The following is a 15,002-nucleotide window of genomic DNA, read 5'->3' as shown; positions in this document are numbered from 1 at the left end:
CTCGCGTCTGCACAACTGAAGTAGTTACGTAACAACCGTTACGTAAAAGTCCGTACACGTTCGGCTAGGCTATGGCGGAGTTTCCGTCACAGAACCAGCTCGACGACAGGAGAAAACGAATGATTCAACAGGAGTCGCGACTAAAGGTTGCCGACAACACGGGTGCTAAGGAAATCCTTTGCATTCGCGTGCTCGGTGGCTCGGGTCGGCGCTACGCGGGAGTAGGCGATACTATCGTCGCTACCGTGAAAGACGCTATCCCCGGCGGCAACGTGAAGAAGGGTGATGTCGTTAAGGCGGTAGTAGTACGTACCCGTAAGGAACGTCGCCGTCCAGACGGTTCATACATCCGTTTTGATGAAAACGCAGCTGTCATTTTGAAGAACGATGGCGAACCACGTGGAACTCGTATCTTCGGCCCAGTGGGTCGTGAACTTCGTGATAAGAAGTTCATGAAGATCGTTTCCCTCGCTCCGGAGGTGATCTGATGGCAGCCAAGATTAAAAAAGGTGACCTGGTAGAGGTTATTGCTGGTCGCACCGCAGACCAGAAGAAGATCGACGAACGCAATGCACGCCGTGCAGCTGAAGGCTTAGAACCAATTAAGCCAGGCGATAAGGGCAAGCAAGGTCGCGTAATCAAGGTCTTCCCTAAAGAACAGAAGGTTCTGGTTGAAGGCGTAAACCTAAAGACCCGTCACGTTCGTGAAGGGCAGTCCGCTCAAGGACAGGTGACTGGGGGAATTCAGTTAATTGAAGCTCCTATCTCACTTTCCAAGGTGGCATTGGTTGATCCCGAAACCAAGCAGCGCGTGCGCGTTGGTTTCCGCATTGACGTTGACGAAAACGGCAAGCGCGTAAGCCGTAAGCCAATCCGCGTGATTCGTGGTGGCGCTAAGCGCGGCCTCGAAACTGGAAAGGAAATCGGCGCATGACCCCTCGTTTGAAGACTAAATACGTCGACGAAATCCGCCCTCAGCTGGTAAAGGAATTCGGACACGCTAACCCAATGCAGGTCGGCAACCTGGTAAAGGTTGTTGTAAACATGGGTGTTGGTGAAGCAGCTCGTGATTCTAAGGCACTTGACGGTGCACTGCGTGACCTGACCGCTATCACCGGTCAGAAACCAGTTGTAACTAAGGCTCGTAAATCTATCGCACAGTTCAAACTGCGTGAAGGTCAGCCTATTGGCGCACACGTAACTATGCGTGGCGACCGTATGTGGGAATTCATGGATCGCTTGATCACGTTGGCTCTGCCACGTATCCGCGACTTCCGTGGCCTGTCCCCAAAGCAGTTCGACGGTAACGGCAACTACACTTTCGGTCTAACTGAACAGTCTATGTTCCATGAAATTGACCAAGACAGCATTGACCGTGTTCGTGGCATGGATATCACCATTGTCACCTCTGCTAAGACCGACGAAGAAGGCCGCGCGCTTCTGCGCGCCCTGGGCTTCCCATTCAAGGAGGACTGACCATGGCAAAGACTTCGCTGAAGGTAAAGGCCGCTCGCAAACCAAAGTTTGCAGTGCGCGCTTACACTCGCTGTAACCGTTGTGGTCGCCCACGTTCGGTTTACCGCAAGTTCGGATTGTGCCGTGTCTGCCTGCGTGAACTCGCTCATCAGGGCGAGCTGCCAGGCGTGACTAAGAGTAGCTGGTAACGACTACATCGTAGGTCCGTCAGTGCGAACCACTGTCCGGAAACCCCGATGAGGAAGGGGACATCCCCAAAATGACTATGACTGATCCAATCGCAGATATGCTAACGCGTCTGCGTAACGCGAGTGCGGCACACCACGAATCGGTGTCCATGCCTCACTCCAAGCTAAAAGCAGCAATTGCTAAAATCCTGGTAGCTGAAGGTTACATCTCTGAAGCTAAGGTTGAGGACGCACGTGTGGGTAAGACCCTGACACTCGAACTCAAGTACAACGCGCGCCGCGAAGCCGCTATCACCGACGTGAAGCGTGTTTCCAAGCCGGGTCTGCGCGTTTACGCAAAGTCCACCGAACTGCCAAGCGTACGCGGCGGCCTGGGTGTTGCAATCTTGTCAACCTCCTCCGGCTTGCTGACTGACCGTGAAGCAGCTAACAGGGGAGTAGGTGGGGAAGTCCTCGCCTACATCTGGTAAGGAGGAAACCCATGTCACGTATTGGTAAAGCTCCCATCACCATCCCTGCTGGTGTTGACGTAACGATTGAAGGCGCTAACGTAACTGTTAAAGGTCCTAAGGGAACTTTGGAACACGTAATCGTTTCTCCAATCACCGCTGTAATCGAAGAAGGCCAGATTCTGGTTTCCCGTCCAAACGATCAGCGCGATTCCCGTGCACGCCACGGTTTAACCCGCTCCCTGATCGCTAACATGATTACCGGCGTAACCGAAGGTTACTCAAAGAAGCTGGAAATCGTGGGTACCGGTTACCGTGTAACCGCAAAAGGCACCTCTTTGGAATTCGCTCTGGGATTCTCTCACCCAGTAGTTGTTGAAGCTCCAGAAGGTATCGAATTCAAGGTCGATAACCAGGTTAAGTTCTCGGTTAACGGTATTGATAAGCAGCTTGTTGGCGAGGTCGCTGCGAATATTCGCAAGATCCGTAAGCCTGAACCTTACAAGGGTAAGGGTATTCGCTACGCAGGCGAAAACGTACGTCGCAAGGTCGGAAAGGCTGGTAAGTAATGTCTTACACCGTTAAGGGCAAGGGCAAAGTAGTTGCTCGTAAGCGCCGCCACCAGCGCGTTCGTAAGAACGTAAACGGTACTGCAGAGCGTCCCCGTCTGGTAGTAACCCGTTCCAACCGTCACATGGTTGCACAGGTTATTGATGACACCAAGGGACACACTCTAGTTTCTGCTTCCACCATGGAAGCAGCATTCGACGGTTCCTCCACTAAGGTTGAAGCAGCTCGCCGAGTCGGTGAACTGATTGCTGCCCGTGCGCAGGAAGCTGGCATCACCGCTGTGGTCTTTGACCGCGGTGGCAACAAGTACCACGGCCGTGTCGCAGCTGTAGCAGAAGGCGCCCGCGAGGGTGGCCTGGCGCTCTAAGCGACCAGAAGGAAGAAGGCATACTGATGGCTGCAGCGCAGCGAAACAAAGCTCAGGACACCTCTGAAGGCCGCGACACTGAACGTCGTGAACGCCGCGGAGGACGTCAGTCTGAACGACGCGACAACCGTCGCAACGAAGAAAAGAACCAGTACATCGAACGTGTAGTTACCATTAACCGCGTATCCAAGGTAGTTAAGGGTGGTCGTCGCTTTAGCTTCACCGCACTTGTTGTCGTGGGTGACGGGGAAGGTACCGTTGGTGTAGGTTACGGCAAGGCTAAGGAAGTTCCTCAAGCTATTGCTAAGGGCGTTGAAGAAGCTAAGAAGAGCTTCATCCGCGTTCCTATGATCCGTCGTACCATTACTCACCTGGTACAGGGTGAAGATGCAGCAGGCGTAGTTCTGCTTCGTCCCGCCGCTCCAGGTACCGGTGTTATCGCCGGTGGTCCGGTTCGCGCCGTCTTGGAATGCGCCGGTGTACACGACGTACTTTCGAAGTCACTTGGTTCTTCAAACGCAATCAACATCGTCCACGCAACTATTGCCGCTCTGAAGCAGCTGGAACAGCCTGAAGCAGTAGCAGCACGTCGTGGACTACCATTGGAGCGCGTAGCTCCTGCTTCCATGCTGCGTGCACGCGCAGAAGGTGAAGCTGAAAAGCGCGCCCAAGCTGAAAAGACCGAAAACGAAGCGGCAGCGGCAGGAGTGAGCAAATAATGGCTAACCTAAAGATTACCCGCGTCCGTTCTGATATCGGTCGCCCACAGGAACAGCGTCGCACTATGCGAGCTTTGGGTCTTCGTAAGATCGGCCAGTCGGTCGTTCACAAGGACACCCCAACTTTGCGTGGTCAGATCCTCGCTGTTCGTCACATGGTTACGGTAGAGGAGGTCAACTGATAATGGCTGAAGAAATTCTCCGTCTCCACGATTTGAAGCCAGCTCCTGGTTCTAAGAAAGCTAAGACCCGCGTGGGTCGTGGTGAAGGTTCCAAGGGTAAAACTGCTGGACGTGGTACCAAGGGTACTAAGGCTCGTTACCAGGTTCCAGTAGGTTTCGAAGGTGGCCAGATGCCAATGCATATGCGCCTGCCTAAGCTACGTGGTTTCAAGAACCCATTCCGCGTGGAATACCAGGTTGTAAACCTAGACGCTCTGCAGCGTCTCTTCCCAGAAGGTGGAGAGATTACTGTTGAAGATCTAGTAGCAAAGGGTGCCGTGCGCCCCCGTCAGCTGGTTAAGATTCTGGGTGAAGGTGAAGTTACCGCTAAGTTCAACCTTGTAGTTGATAAGTGGTCTGCCTCCGCAGAAGCTAAGATTACCGCTGCAGGCGGTTCTCTAACCACTCGCTGATCTATAAAACGAGTTTGTGTGCTCCTCCGCTTTAGCGGGGGAGCACACAACTAATTCCCATTAAGTTTTGCTTAAGTTTGTAAATCCAACTGAGAGAAAAATGGTTTTGCTTAATTGCTCACCAAAAACTGTCTCGATTAAAACAAACAAATAATGTAACCTTGATGTGGATTATTGTTTTATTTTTAGATTCTAAAGGAGGAAGCTTGTTAGACAACCAAGGACAAGCGTTCCGCAAGCCATCTATTCCTGCTGTTTTCATGCAGGCATTCCGCACCCCCGATTTACGTGCGAAGATTTTGTTCAGCCTACTGATTATGGGTCTTTTCCGGATGGGGTCCTTCATTCCCGCTCCGGGTGTCTCCACCGTAAACGTGCAGCAATGTCTGGCCGTGAACGAACAAACTTCACTGCTGGCATTGGCAAACCTGTTCTCTGGGGGAGCATTACTGCAGCTTTCCATTTTTGCACTGGGAATCATGCCGTACATTACGGCCTCGATTATTATCCAGTTGCTGCGTGTGGCAGTCCCACGTTTTGAGGACCTACACAAAGAGGGACAGCAGGGACAGGCTACCCTGACCCAGTACACCCGCTACCTAACTATCTTCCTTGGTGTACTACAGTCCGCCGGCATCGTCTCTTTGTCATTTTCTAATGCACTGTTCCCAGGTTGCCCCCACCCGGTAGTTCCGAACAGCACCCCATTTACTTTCATTGCGATGGTACTAACCATGACCGCCGGAACTGGCGTAATCATGTGGCTGGGAGAACTAATCACCGAACGCGGTATCGGTAACGGTATGTCCCTCCTGATTTTCACCTCCATCACCGCCACCCTACCTGCTCAGCTATACAACATCGGGATTGGAGCTGGCTGGCTGCGCGTAGCCGGAATCGTGCTTCTCATCCTAGCTATCACCGCTGCAGTGGTTTACGTGGAACAAGCACAGCGCCGGATCCCCGTACAATACGCAAAACGTATGGTAGGCCGACGTGTAATGGGCGGATCTTCTACCTACATTCCGCTGAAGATTAACATGGCCGGGGTTATTCCAGTTATCTTCTCAACCTCCATCTTGGCAATGCCTGCATTACTGACTAACTTCGGTGACCCTAATAGTGCAACTACCGCTTGGGTTCGCGATAATTTAAGCCAAACTTCTTGGCTCTACCTGCTTTTAGACGGTCTGCTAATCCTGTTCTTCACCTTCTTCTACACTTCAATCACTTTCAACCCTGAAGAAGTTGCCGATAACATGAAACGCTACGGCGGATTCATCCCCGGGATTCGCGCTGGTCGCCCCACCGCAGAGTACTTAAGCTACGTGATTAGCCGCATCACCTCTGCCGGAGCGCTCTACCTGCTGGCAGTAGCCATGATCCCCGCAATCGTGATGATTATGATGAACCTGGGTGAAGGCGGACTACCATTTGGGGGAACCACTTTACTAATCGTTGTCGGCGTTGGTCTGCAAACTGTTAAAGAAATTAACTCTCAGTTGCAAAAGCACAGCTACGAAGGATTCTTGGTCTAATGACTACAAATGCATCTGCTCCGCTTATCTTGTTACTGGGTGCTCCCGGTTCAGGTAAAGGAACTCAAGCAAAAAGAATTGCCGACTACCTTCAGATTCCGGCAATCTCCACCGGCCTGATTTTCCGCCAGAACATTAAGGCAGAAACTGAGCTGGGACTACGGGCTTCCCGCTTCATCTCAAAAGGTGAATTTGTGCCGGACACCGTTACCAACCCCATGGTGGCGGCCCGTTTGGAAGCTCCCGATGTGGTAAACGGCTGTTTGCTGGACGGGTATCCGCGTACTTTAGAGCAGGCACACTACCTTCGGGACGCTTTAGCTAAACGAGATCGTGACGTTGATCTGGTGATTGAGCTGGTAACTGATGAAGAAGAAGTTATTAAGCGACTTCTAAAACGTGCTGAGATTGAAGGCCGCGAAGACGATACTGAATCAGTGATTCGCCACCGGATGCAGGTTTATCACCAACTTACCGAACCAATGGCAACCTACTATGCGGATCAGGATAAGCTAATCCAAATAGATGGGATGGGCACTATTGATGAGGTCTGGGAACGGATCGAAGCGGTCCTAGCTGAAGCAGGTTTGCAAAAAGCTAACTAGGCTTTTAACGCCCTCGAAAAACTGAAAATAAAACAAGAACAAGTGCCCATTGCCTTCTGGCGTGGGCACTTGTGATAAGCAAAACCTCGCTAACATGAGGCAAAATAACGGAAGCAAAAATGGCAAGAATTGAACTGAAAACTCCGCAGCAACTACGGTATATGCGTGAAGCTGGCCTGGTGGTCGCTGCCATGCATAAAGCACTGCGTGAAGCCGCCCAGCCGGGAGTGAGTCTGCTGGAACTTGACGCGGTAAGTGCCGCGACGATTAAAGCACACGGCGCAAAATCAAACTTTTTGGGCTACCACGGGTTCCCCGCTACCGTGTGTATTTCTGTAAATGACGTGGTGGTGCATGGGATCCCCACCGCAGAAAAACTAAAACTTGGTGACTTAGTGACTTTTGACTGCGGTGCCTACGTGGAAAGAGAAGGCAAACAGTGGCACGCTGACGCAGCATTCACGATGATTGTGGGCGGTGATGAACACGGCTCGACGCAGGCTCGTCAGTTAAATAAACTCACTGAAGAAGCCATGTGGACAGCCCTAGCTAACCTCACCACCGGCAAATACGTTTCCGCTGTGGGGGAGGCCGTCGAGGCCGTGCTGGCAGATTACGTTGCAGAAGGTTTCGCTGGCGACATTGTCGAAGAATACACCGGGCATGGGATTGGCACTGCCATGCATATGCCTCCGGAGGTTTTGAACTATGCGGCGGCGGGGCGTTCTGCGAAACTGCAACCGGGAATGGTTTTGGCAGTAGAGCCGATTATTTCCGCGGGCAGTGCGCAGACGGAGATTCTAGCTGATGAGTGGACGGTCGTTACAGTCGATGGGTCGCTGGCAGCTCAGTGGGAGCATACTGTGGCGATTACTACCCGGGGGATTTGGGTGCTTACTGCACCCGATGGTGGGGTGGCTGGTTTGGCTCCTTTTGGGATTAAACCCACGCCACTTTCCTAAGCGATTTCTGAAGAGATTTCCGAGGGCGGTTAGGAACTACGTCTCAAAAGGACGTTCTGCGACTACAATTAATAGCTTAGTGAGTGATTTAACACTCCCAGGGCTTTAGTTTTAGCCGGTATCTTTACTAAAGTAGTAATTCGGGTTATCTATCTGCATACACGGATATTCAGAGGAGAACTCGCTGGGCGCAGCCGCGTTCAGAATGCTAGTTAACTGTAAGGAAACGATAGAGGATATGGCGAAAAAAGACGGCGTCATTGAAATGGAAGGCACGGTTGTTGAGTCTCTTCGCGATGGCAAGTTCAATGTGGAGTTGGCTAACGGGCATATCGTTCTAGCTCACATTTCAGGGAAGATGCGTCAGCACTACATCCGTATCCTGCCTGAGGACCGTGTGATTGTGGAGCTAAGCCCCTACGATCTGACCCGCGGGCGTATCGTATACCGTTACAAGTGATCAGACACTAAGCCGGTTATCCGGCGGAGGTATAACCATGAAGGTACAGCCGAGTGTCAAGAAGATTTGTGACAACTGCAAGGTGATTCGTCGCCACGGCAAAGTCATGATCATCTGTGACAACCCGCGACATAAGCAACGTCAGGGCCGTTAATCCCTGAGCGTGTAGCTAACTTAATAAGCATTTCACTGGCCGGTTAGTTTCTGGGAAACAACCGGGACCCTCGGACAGGAGGCCGGGGCTGGAAGCAATCGCTGAGCAGATAGTGAAGTGACCACCTCCCTGACTAATGGAGTCAAATATGGCACGTATTGCCGGCGTTGACCTCCCTCGCGAAAAGCGAATGGAGATTGCGCTTACTTACATTTACGGCGTTGGACGCACCCGCGCCGCTGAAACTCTAGAAGCTACTGGTGTTTCTCCAGACCTGCGCGTTAAGAACGCAACTGAAGAAGATCTTGTAAAGCTCCGCGAGTACATCGAAAGCAACTTTAAGGTTGAAGGCGATCTGCGTCGTGAAGTTCAGGCAGATATCCGCCGCAAGATTGAAATTGGCTGTTACCAGGGGCTACGCCACCGTCGTGGCCTACCTGTTCGTGGCCAGCGTACAAAGACCAACGCTCGTACCCGTAAGGGTCCAAAGCGTACGGTTGCCGGTAAGAAGAAGTAACCCGTAGGGTTCACCACTAAACTCGTAGGAGATAAAGAATGGCTGCTAAGTCACGTTCAACGGTGGCCCGTAAGGGACGACGCAAAGAGCGTCGTAATGTTACCCACGGCCACGCATACATTAAGTCGACGTTCAATAACACGATCGTCTCAATCACCGATCCAACCGGTGCTGTTATTTCATGGGCATCCTCCGGTCAGGTAGGTTTCAAGGGCTCTCGTAAGTCCACTCCTTTCGCTGCACAGCTAGCTGCAGAAGCAGCAGCTCGTCGCGCACAGGAACACGGCGTAAAGAAGGTTGACGTTTTCGTTAAGGGTCCCGGTTCCGGCCGTGAGACCGCGATTCGTTCCCTCCAGGCTACCGGCATTGAGGTTGGTTCCATCTTGGATGTTACCCCTCAAGCACACAATGGTTGCCGTCCGCCCAAGCGCCGCCGCGTCTGAGCGTATTCATCGAGACCTCGTAGTCTCCACGTCGAGTTACGAGTGCTAATACTTCGTAACATAAACACCTGCTTCCAGAAATCTGGAGAATGAACCGGCGTCATATAGCGGATGTCGGTAAGAAAGGAAAAGACGTGCAAATTGCACAGCGCCCCACTTTAACAGAAGAAAAAGTAAGCGAAAATCGCTCACGTTTCATTCTGGAACCACTTGAACCAGGCTTTGGTTACACTCTTGGTAATTCCCTGCGTCGTACCCTGCTTTCTTCTATTCCTGGTGCTGCGGTTACTTCTATCCGCATCGAAGGAGTCCAGCACGAGTTTTCCACCGTGCCGGGTGTGAAGGAAGACGTTGCAGAAATTATTCTCAACATCAAAAACATCGTACTTTCCTCCGAAAACGATGTTCCGGTAGTAATGTACCTACGTAAAACTGGCGCTGGAGTAGTCACCGCAGGTGACATCACTCCTCCAGCTGGCGTAGAAATTCACAACCCAGAACTCGTTTTGGCAACCCTGTCCGAAAAAGGCAAGGTAGAGATCGAACTAACCGTAGAACGCGGCCGTGGATACGTTTCTGCAACCCAGAACAAGAGTGACCACGCTGAAATCTCTCGGATCCCAGTTGATTCCATCTACAGCCCAGTCCTAAAGGTGACCTACAAGGTGGAAGCTACTCGTGTTGAGCAGCGTACCGACTTTGACCGTCTGATTGTAGACGTGGAAACTAAGCCTGCGATCACCCCTCGCGACGCGCTTGCATCTGCTGGTAAGACCCTTGTAGAGCTATTCGGTCTGGCCCGCGAACTCAATGTAGAAGCTGAAGGTATCGAAATTGGTCCTTCCGCAACTGATGAGACGCTGGCTGCTGACCTGGCACTGCCAATCGAGAACCTGGGATTGCAGTCCCGTTCTTACAACGCGCTGCGTCGCCGCGGTATTCTTACCGTCGGCGAACTGGTTGCTCACTCTGAGGCTGATTTGCTGGACATCCGTAACTTCGGTTTGAAGTCCATTGAAGAGATCAAAGAGAAGTTGGCCAGCTTGGGTATGACCTTGAAGGATTCCGTACTGCCCACCGGTGGAGCAGAATCCTCTGGCTCACTTCAATTCAGTGACGAGTAAACGTCCTGAACGGTTCTTACCATTCTTCAATCGAGAGTTTTAACTAGGAGATATCATGCCTAAGCCCACCAAGGGCCCTCGTCTCGGCCAGTCAGCCGCACACGAGAACCTGATGATTGCGAACCTTGCGCAAGATCTATTCGAACACGGTAAGGTTACTACCACCGTTGCCAAGGCAAGCCGCTTACAGCCACTGGCTGAAAAGCTGATCACTAAGGCACGTCGCGGCGACCTACACGCTCGCCGTACCGTTGCTAAGACCATCCGCAACAAAGACGTACTTTACCGTCTTTTCGATATTGTTGCCCCATCTATTGACCCAGAACGTCAAGGTGGCTACACCCGTATCGTAAATATCGGCCCACGTCGTGGCGATAACGCCCCTATGTGCGTTATTTCTTTAGTTACCGAAAAGGTAGAAAAGAAAGCCGTTGTTGCTAAAGCAGAAGACACTGCAAAGAAAGCTGCCGAAGCTGAAGAAGCACCTGCAGCCGAAGAAGCAGTAGCAGAAGAAGTTGTTGAAGCTGAAGCTTCAGAAGACAAGTGAACTGCTAGTTTCTGACTAACCCAGGCGACCACCCCGTAAAAAAGGGTGGTCGCCTGCAATTTCCCAGCCAAAAGGCATTTCGATAATGGTCGATACTGGGCGGGCGGGGTAGTCACCGGCAATTTCGTAGAGAAAAGACACTAAGTACACCGAGTATTATTAAAATATGACTGCAACAACTGAACTTCCCAACATTACGCGGATCCGTTTGGACTGTGCCTATAAGGGAACCGCTTTTCACGGCTGGGCAAAACAACCTGGACAACGCACCGTACAGGGCACTTTAGAAAACGCCTTAGAACTTGTATTTCGTCGCCCTATAGAACTAACCGTTGCCGGACGTACCGACGCTGGTGTGCATGCGCAAGCCCAGGTAGCTCATTTTGAGGTGAACGCTACAGAGCTCAGCGCAGTTACCAAAACTGATACTGTAGCGGAGGGATTAAAAGCCCTGCTGCGCCGCCTAAATCGCTTAATCGATCGCCCTCGGGAAAAACGCGGCGGACAAGCTGATCTGGTTGTGCACCAACTGAGCGAAGTGCCAACCAGTTTTGATGCTCGCTTTGCAGCTAAACGCCGCCACTATATTTACCGGCTGGCAACCTCGGGTAAACACGACCCCCTGCGCGGAGACTTCACCTGGTGGGTAGCTGAAACACTGGACTTAACTAAGATGCGCGAGGGCGCTCAGCTGATGCTGGGTGAACATGACTTTCTTTCTTTTTGTAAACCCAGAGAAGGCGCAAGTACAGTACGTACTTTAGAAAAGTTGGAACTAAGAGCCACCGAAGCAGAGATAGAAGTACATTTAACTGCGGACGCATTCTGCCACTCCATGGTACGTTCCATCGTGGGAGCCTTAGTTGAAATAGGGAAGGGAAAACGCGAGCTGACCTGGTTGCAGTCCCTGATCGAACACCCTTCCCGCCAAGCGGCTGCTCCGCTGGCACCACCGCACGGACTTACTTTAGCGAAAGTAGACTATCCGCCGGCTGAAGAATGGGAAAGCCAGCAGCGTCTCACACGCCGTTTTAGAAGCCTCTGCGAAGCTGAGGAAATAAGCGAAAAATAAAGTGAGGTGTCTACCACTAAAAGATAGCTATCTTTGCTATCTGTAACAAAAGTAGATAACATAGAAATGTTGTGCGTCCAGAGTGCGCTGATCAGTCATATTTTCCCACTCGCTGGTCTTCAGCCCGGACGCAATGACGCGAGTAAAAGCTAAAGTGAGCGTTCCGAGCAGGTGCTACATCTAAGTAGTAGATTAAACTTGGAAACGCCCCGAATTACTAGAGAAAAGGCCACGCCCTTGCGTACATACAGCCCTAAGCCAGAGGACGCTAACAAGCAGTGGTACGTCATTGACGCTACCGACCTGGTCCTCGGCCGCCTGGCAGCCGCAGCTGCCAAATTACTTCGTGGGAAGCATAAGCCAACTTTCGCCCCTCACATGGATATGGGCGACTTCGTTATCGTCATTAACGCTGACAAGGTTGCTCTAACAGGCGACAAGCTTGATAAGAAGTTCGCTTACCACCACTCTGGTTTCCCAGGTGGTCTGAAGGCAGTTTCTTACCGTGAACTGATGGCAAAGTATCCAGAACGCGCCGTAGAAAAGGCAGTTCGAGGCATGCTCCCTAAGAATTCCCTTGGACGTGCACAGATGCGTAAGCTCAAGGTCTACCGTGGCGCTGAGCATCCACACGTAGCACAGAACCCAATTCCATACCAGATCACCCAGGTCGCCCAGTAAGCGCCCAGCGCTATGGACGCCAGTGAAGAAAACTGAGGAGAACTGTGGCTGATACCACCGAAATCGATGTGCTGGAAGAGGAAGCTACCCCTAGCACATATGTAACTGAAACTGAATCCGCTCCTGCGGGTGCAGGCAAGTCCATCACCGCTCCAGGTGCAGGCTTGGGCCGTCGTAAGCGTGCAGTAGCACGTGTACGCCTGGTTCCCGGCACTGGTGAATGGAAGATCAACGGACGCACTTTGGAAGCATACTTCCCTAACAAGTTGCACCAGCAGCTAGTTAAAGCTCCGTTCGTTCTATTAGATCTTGACGGCCGTTTTGATGTTGTTGCTCGTATTGACGGCGGCGGCATTTCCGGCCAGGCTGGCGCATTGCGTCTGGGCATTTCCCGTGCCCTGAACGCAATCGACCGTGATGCAAACCGTCCTGCTTTGAAGAAGGCTGGTTTCCTCACTCGCGACGCTCGTGCAATCGAACGTAAGAAGGCTGGTCTTAAGAAAGCTCGTCGCGCACCTCAGTACTCCAAGCGCTGATTTGCAACTCGACGTTTTCGGCAAAACCCCGCACCTTTGGGTGCGGGGTTTTCCGTTTCTAAAGTCCTTTCCAAAGCACCTAAAGCATTAAAATTCGTCAGATGTTGTTAAAAATCAGGTGCTATGGAGCTGATTTTTAGATTAAGCACGTAAAATACTCTATGTACTAAAAGACTTCGAGGAGGCAACAGATGGCAAGATTATTCGGCACCGACGGAGTGCGCGGACTGGCCAATCGGCAAATTACTCCAGCTTTAGCTCTGGAACTGGGCGAAGCCGTAGCTCGCTACATTAACGCACATGAACCAGCTCCTGCCCACGGAAAACTTAAAGCCATTATTGGGCGCGACACCCGAATTTCTGGGCAGTTCTTAGAACATGCCCTGGCAGCCGGAATTGCTGCTGCCGGAATGGACGTAGTGCGTATCGGGGTAGTTTCCACCCCGACGGTAGCTCACCTAAGCGCTACCGAAGATGATGTTGCTTTAGGCGTGATGATCTCTGCTTCCCACAATGCCATGCCTGACAACGGCATTAAATTCTTCGCCCACGGAGGATATAAGCTGGAGGACGCGGTAGAAGACCAGATTGAAGCCCTGCTCAACACTGACTGGCAGCGCCCCATCGGCGCTGAAGTTGGAGAAATTGAGTACAATGACTCCCACGCCGAAACTAGCTACATTGAACACTTAGTAAACGCGGTGGGGGCAGACCTAACCGGCTTAAAAGTGGTAGTTGATTGCGCTAATGGAGCTGCCTGGAAACTGGGGCCTGAAGCACTTCGTGAAGCCGGTGTGGAAGTAGTAGTAATTAACGCTTCCCCCGATGGGCGCAACATCAATGAAGCTTGCGGTTCGACTCATCCAGAACAGTTACAGGCGGCTGTAGTTGCCGCGAATGCAGATTTCGGAGTCGCATATGACGGCGACGCAGACCGCTGCCTGGCAGTTGATCATCTGGGAAATCTAATTGACGGCGATAAGATCATGGGTGCTTTAGCAGTAGATCTACAAAAACGTGGACAGCTGGAAAAAGACACCCTGGTGGTAACTGTCATGTCTAACCTGGGCCTGCTTTTGGCAATGGAAGAAAAGGGAATTAAAACAGTCCAAACCGGGGTAGGGGATCGCTACGTTTTAGAAGCCATGCGTGAAGCAGGATATACCCTGGGCGGTGAACAATCCGGACACACCATCTTTGCCCATCACGCAACTACCGGAGATGGAGTGCTCACTTCCTTACTCATTGCTCGGATGGTTAAAGAATCCGGTAAGACTTTAGCTGAGCTTACGGATTTCGTGAAACGCCTGCCACAAACTTTAATTAACGTCTCTGGAGTAGATAAGAACCGAGCCGACACAGATGAGGCGCTCCTATTAGCTGTGGCAGAAACTAAGCAACGCCTGGGCAATAGCGGGCGAGTTTTACTTCGCCCATCGGGCACTGAACCATTAGTTAGAGTAATGGTGGAAGCTGCGACCCAGGAAGCTGCAGATACGGAAGCGAAAGCTCTGGCAGGGGTGGTTAAAGAACGTTTAGGGTATTAATCGATTGGTTTCTGCCTTTGCTGAAGGCAGGTTGAAACTGGAAAATTAAATAACTCGATTATTTGGGCGTAAGGATAATCCTTGCGCCCAAATAGTTTCTAAGTTGAAAGTGAAAGTTTGATAAAGAGACTAATAGTAAGAGGAGAAATTGGCTGTTAGGGAGCCTATAAAATAGTCGAATATTAAGTGACTGCCTGTCTTAAAAAAATCTATTTTTAGCGTAAAAATCAAAAATCTTTAAAAATGTGAGGTATTCGAAGTAGCCTTAAAAACCGCTGCGTAAAAACAAAATGAAAGTGCAAATCCTTAAAAAATAGGCGATTGTTCCCGATTGCGTTTGTCGGAGACAGGGAATCTTCAGCTTTCTTACAGGTAATTAGGAAATGAAACTATTGCGAAATAAATCTTATTAG

General features: G+C 51.3%; 24 protein-coding genes. 23 read left to right on the top strand and 1 reads right to left on the bottom strand.

Features of this window, described 5'->3' with window-relative positions:
* Positions 1–119: 119 nt before the first annotated feature.
* The 19 genes from rplN to rplQ all read left to right on the top strand — a co-directional run bounded on the left by rplN (position 120) and on the right by rplQ (position 10,753).
* Positions 120–488, top strand: a complete 369-nt coding sequence (rplN, locus tag NXS08_RS03765; RefSeq protein ID WP_006547406.1) for a 50S ribosomal protein L14 — start codon at positions 120–122, stop codon at positions 486–488.
* A complete protein-coding gene (gene rplX / locus NXS08_RS03760) occupies positions 488–934 on the top strand; it encodes a 50S ribosomal protein L24 (protein WP_259137463.1) in 447 nt (148 codons plus the stop codon). Before rplN ends, rplX begins: the two co-directional genes overlap by 1 nt.
* On the top strand, positions 931–1,476 hold the full coding sequence (gene rplE, locus NXS08_RS03755) for a 50S ribosomal protein L5 (protein ID WP_259137461.1): 546 nt from the start codon (positions 931–933) through the stop codon (positions 1,474–1,476). Before rplX ends, rplE begins: the two co-directional genes overlap by 4 nt.
* 2 nt (positions 1,477–1,478) lie before the next feature.
* Positions 1,479–1,664 (top strand): type Z 30S ribosomal protein S14, encoded by a 186-nt coding sequence (locus NXS08_RS03750; protein WP_259137459.1) that lies wholly within the window; start codon positions 1,479–1,481, stop codon positions 1,662–1,664.
* 71 nt (positions 1,665–1,735) lie between these two features.
* On the top strand, positions 1,736–2,134 hold the full coding sequence (gene rpsH / locus NXS08_RS03745) for a 30S ribosomal protein S8 (RefSeq protein ID WP_259137457.1): 399 nt from the start codon (positions 1,736–1,738) through the stop codon (positions 2,132–2,134).
* A gap of 11 nt (positions 2,135–2,145) precedes the next feature.
* Positions 2,146–2,682 carry a 50S ribosomal protein L6 gene (rplF, locus tag NXS08_RS03740; RefSeq protein WP_259137455.1) on the top strand — a complete coding sequence of 179 codons (537 nt, stop codon included), beginning with the start codon at positions 2,146–2,148 and terminating at the stop codon, positions 2,680–2,682.
* Entirely contained in the window at positions 2,682–3,050 is a 369-nt protein-coding gene (gene rplR, locus NXS08_RS03735) for a 50S ribosomal protein L18 (RefSeq protein ID WP_259137453.1), read from the top strand. The genes rplF and rplR overlap by 1 nt, the downstream gene beginning before the upstream one ends.
* A 26-nt stretch (positions 3,051–3,076) precedes the next feature.
* Complete coding sequence (rpsE, locus tag NXS08_RS03730; protein WP_259137451.1) at positions 3,077–3,769, top strand: 30S ribosomal protein S5; 693 nt, start codon at positions 3,077–3,079, stop codon at positions 3,767–3,769.
* Positions 3,769–3,951, top strand: coding sequence for a 50S ribosomal protein L30 (gene rpmD, locus NXS08_RS03725; RefSeq protein ID WP_310546930.1), 183 nt, complete (start codon positions 3,769–3,771; stop codon positions 3,949–3,951). The genes rpsE and rpmD overlap by 1 nt, the downstream gene beginning before the upstream one ends.
* Before the next feature lie 2 nt (positions 3,952–3,953).
* The gene (gene rplO, locus NXS08_RS03720) at positions 3,954–4,403 is read left to right on the top strand and encodes a 50S ribosomal protein L15 (RefSeq protein WP_259137449.1); all 450 of its coding nucleotides are present in this window, start codon (positions 3,954–3,956) and stop codon (positions 4,401–4,403) included.
* A 260-nt stretch (positions 4,404–4,663) separates the two neighbouring features.
* Entirely contained in the window at positions 4,664–5,941 is a 1,278-nt protein-coding gene (gene secY, locus NXS08_RS03715) for a preprotein translocase subunit SecY (RefSeq protein WP_396232249.1), read from the top strand.
* Entirely contained in the window at positions 5,941–6,546 is a 606-nt protein-coding gene (locus NXS08_RS03710; RefSeq protein ID WP_259137447.1) for an adenylate kinase, read from the top strand. Before secY ends, NXS08_RS03710 begins: the two co-directional genes overlap by 1 nt.
* 119 nt (positions 6,547–6,665) lie before the next feature.
* On the top strand, positions 6,666–7,508 hold the full coding sequence (map, locus tag NXS08_RS03705) for a type I methionyl aminopeptidase (RefSeq protein WP_259137445.1): 843 nt from the start codon (positions 6,666–6,668) through the stop codon (positions 7,506–7,508).
* A gap of 238 nt (positions 7,509–7,746) precedes the next feature.
* The gene (gene infA / locus NXS08_RS03700; protein WP_259138019.1) at positions 7,747–7,968 is read left to right on the top strand and encodes a translation initiation factor IF-1; all 222 of its coding nucleotides are present in this window, start codon (positions 7,747–7,749) and stop codon (positions 7,966–7,968) included.
* A gap of 37 nt (positions 7,969–8,005) precedes the next feature.
* Positions 8,006–8,122 carry a 50S ribosomal protein L36 gene (gene rpmJ, locus NXS08_RS03695; protein WP_006547420.1) on the top strand — a complete coding sequence of 39 codons (117 nt, stop codon included), beginning with the start codon at positions 8,006–8,008 and terminating at the stop codon, positions 8,120–8,122.
* Between the two features lie 148 nt (positions 8,123–8,270).
* The gene (gene rpsM / locus NXS08_RS03690; RefSeq protein ID WP_259137442.1) at positions 8,271–8,639 is read left to right on the top strand and encodes a 30S ribosomal protein S13; all 369 of its coding nucleotides are present in this window, start codon (positions 8,271–8,273) and stop codon (positions 8,637–8,639) included.
* A gap of 38 nt (positions 8,640–8,677) precedes the next feature.
* On the top strand, positions 8,678–9,082 hold the full coding sequence (gene rpsK / locus NXS08_RS03685) for a 30S ribosomal protein S11 (RefSeq protein ID WP_259137439.1): 405 nt from the start codon (positions 8,678–8,680) through the stop codon (positions 9,080–9,082).
* A gap of 134 nt (positions 9,083–9,216) precedes the next feature.
* Positions 9,217–10,206: a DNA-directed RNA polymerase subunit alpha gene (locus tag NXS08_RS03680; protein ID WP_259137437.1), complete on the top strand. Its 990-nt coding sequence runs from the start codon at positions 9,217–9,219 to the stop codon at positions 10,204–10,206.
* A 55-nt stretch (positions 10,207–10,261) separates the two neighbouring features.
* A complete protein-coding gene (gene rplQ / locus NXS08_RS03675) occupies positions 10,262–10,753 on the top strand; it encodes a 50S ribosomal protein L17 (protein ID WP_259137435.1) in 492 nt (163 codons plus the stop codon).
* Between the two features lie 15 nt (positions 10,754–10,768).
* On the opposite strand, the gene NXS08_RS03670 is transcribed toward rplQ, so the two are convergent.
* Positions 10,769–10,894 carry a hypothetical protein gene (locus tag NXS08_RS03670; protein ID WP_259137433.1) on the bottom strand — a complete coding sequence of 42 codons (126 nt, stop codon included), beginning with the start codon at positions 10,892–10,894 and terminating at the stop codon, positions 10,769–10,771.
* A gap of 25 nt (positions 10,895–10,919) precedes the next feature.
* Between NXS08_RS03670 and truA the strand changes: the two genes are divergently transcribed.
* From truA to glmM, 4 genes are all read left to right on the top strand, one after another.
* A complete protein-coding gene (gene truA / locus NXS08_RS03665) occupies positions 10,920–11,825 on the top strand; it encodes a tRNA pseudouridine(38-40) synthase TruA (protein WP_259137431.1) in 906 nt (301 codons plus the stop codon).
* 237 nt (positions 11,826–12,062) lie between these two features.
* Entirely contained in the window at positions 12,063–12,506 is a 444-nt protein-coding gene (gene rplM, locus NXS08_RS03660) for a 50S ribosomal protein L13 (protein WP_259137429.1), read from the top strand.
* Positions 12,507–12,550: 44 nt separating this feature from the next.
* A complete protein-coding gene (rpsI, locus tag NXS08_RS03655; protein WP_259137427.1) occupies positions 12,551–13,042 on the top strand; it encodes a 30S ribosomal protein S9 in 492 nt (163 codons plus the stop codon).
* A gap of 191 nt (positions 13,043–13,233) precedes the next feature.
* Positions 13,234–14,589, top strand: coding sequence for a phosphoglucosamine mutase (gene glmM, locus NXS08_RS03650; RefSeq protein WP_259137425.1), 1,356 nt, complete (start codon positions 13,234–13,236; stop codon positions 14,587–14,589).
* Positions 14,590–15,002: the final 413 nt, after the last annotated feature.

It is taken from the genome of Gleimia sp. 6138-11-ORH1 (genome assembly GCF_024814355.1).
Classification (GTDB): Bacteria; Actinomycetota; Actinomycetes; order Actinomycetales; family Actinomycetaceae; genus Gleimia.
Note: the sequence above shows the minus strand (reverse complement) of the source record. Positions and strands in the feature narration are given on the sequence as shown.

Excerpts from the sequence above, each read along its gene's own strand:
- rplN (WP_006547406.1), top strand. The coding sequence starts at position 120 with ATGATTCAACAGGAGTCGCGACTAAAGGTTGCCGACAACACGGGTGCT.
- rplX (WP_259137463.1), top strand. The coding sequence starts at position 488 with ATGGCAGCCAAGATTAAAAAAGGTGACCTGGTAGAGGTTATTGCTGGT.
- rplE (WP_259137461.1), top strand. The coding sequence starts at position 931 with ATGACCCCTCGTTTGAAGACTAAATACGTCGACGAAATCCGCCCTCAG.
- NXS08_RS03750 (WP_259137459.1), top strand. The coding sequence starts at position 1,479 with ATGGCAAAGACTTCGCTGAAGGTAAAGGCCGCTCGCAAACCAAAGTTT.
- rpsH (WP_259137457.1), top strand. The coding sequence starts at position 1,736 with ATGACTATGACTGATCCAATCGCAGATATGCTAACGCGTCTGCGTAAC.
- rplF (WP_259137455.1), top strand. The coding sequence starts at position 2,146 with ATGTCACGTATTGGTAAAGCTCCCATCACCATCCCTGCTGGTGTTGAC.
- rplR (WP_259137453.1), top strand. The coding sequence starts at position 2,682 with ATGTCTTACACCGTTAAGGGCAAGGGCAAAGTAGTTGCTCGTAAGCGC.
- rpsE (WP_259137451.1), top strand. The coding sequence starts at position 3,077 with ATGGCTGCAGCGCAGCGAAACAAAGCTCAGGACACCTCTGAAGGCCGC.
- rpmD (WP_310546930.1), top strand. The coding sequence starts at position 3,769 with ATGGCTAACCTAAAGATTACCCGCGTCCGTTCTGATATCGGTCGCCCA.
- rplO (WP_259137449.1), top strand. The coding sequence starts at position 3,954 with ATGGCTGAAGAAATTCTCCGTCTCCACGATTTGAAGCCAGCTCCTGGT.
- secY (WP_396232249.1), top strand. The coding sequence starts at position 4,664 with ATGCAGGCATTCCGCACCCCCGATTTACGTGCGAAGATTTTGTTCAGC.
- NXS08_RS03710 (WP_259137447.1), top strand. The coding sequence starts at position 5,941 with ATGACTACAAATGCATCTGCTCCGCTTATCTTGTTACTGGGTGCTCCC.
- map (WP_259137445.1), top strand. The coding sequence starts at position 6,666 with ATGGCAAGAATTGAACTGAAAACTCCGCAGCAACTACGGTATATGCGT.
- infA (WP_259138019.1), top strand. The coding sequence starts at position 7,747 with ATGGCGAAAAAAGACGGCGTCATTGAAATGGAAGGCACGGTTGTTGAG.
- rpmJ (WP_006547420.1), top strand. The coding sequence starts at position 8,006 with ATGAAGGTACAGCCGAGTGTCAAGAAGATTTGTGACAACTGCAAGGTG.
- rpsM (WP_259137442.1), top strand. The coding sequence starts at position 8,271 with ATGGCACGTATTGCCGGCGTTGACCTCCCTCGCGAAAAGCGAATGGAG.
- rpsK (WP_259137439.1), top strand. The coding sequence starts at position 8,678 with ATGGCTGCTAAGTCACGTTCAACGGTGGCCCGTAAGGGACGACGCAAA.
- rplQ (WP_259137435.1), top strand. The coding sequence starts at position 10,262 with ATGCCTAAGCCCACCAAGGGCCCTCGTCTCGGCCAGTCAGCCGCACAC.
- truA (WP_259137431.1), top strand. The coding sequence starts at position 10,920 with ATGACTGCAACAACTGAACTTCCCAACATTACGCGGATCCGTTTGGAC.
- glmM (WP_259137425.1), top strand. The coding sequence starts at position 13,234 with ATGGCAAGATTATTCGGCACCGACGGAGTGCGCGGACTGGCCAATCGG.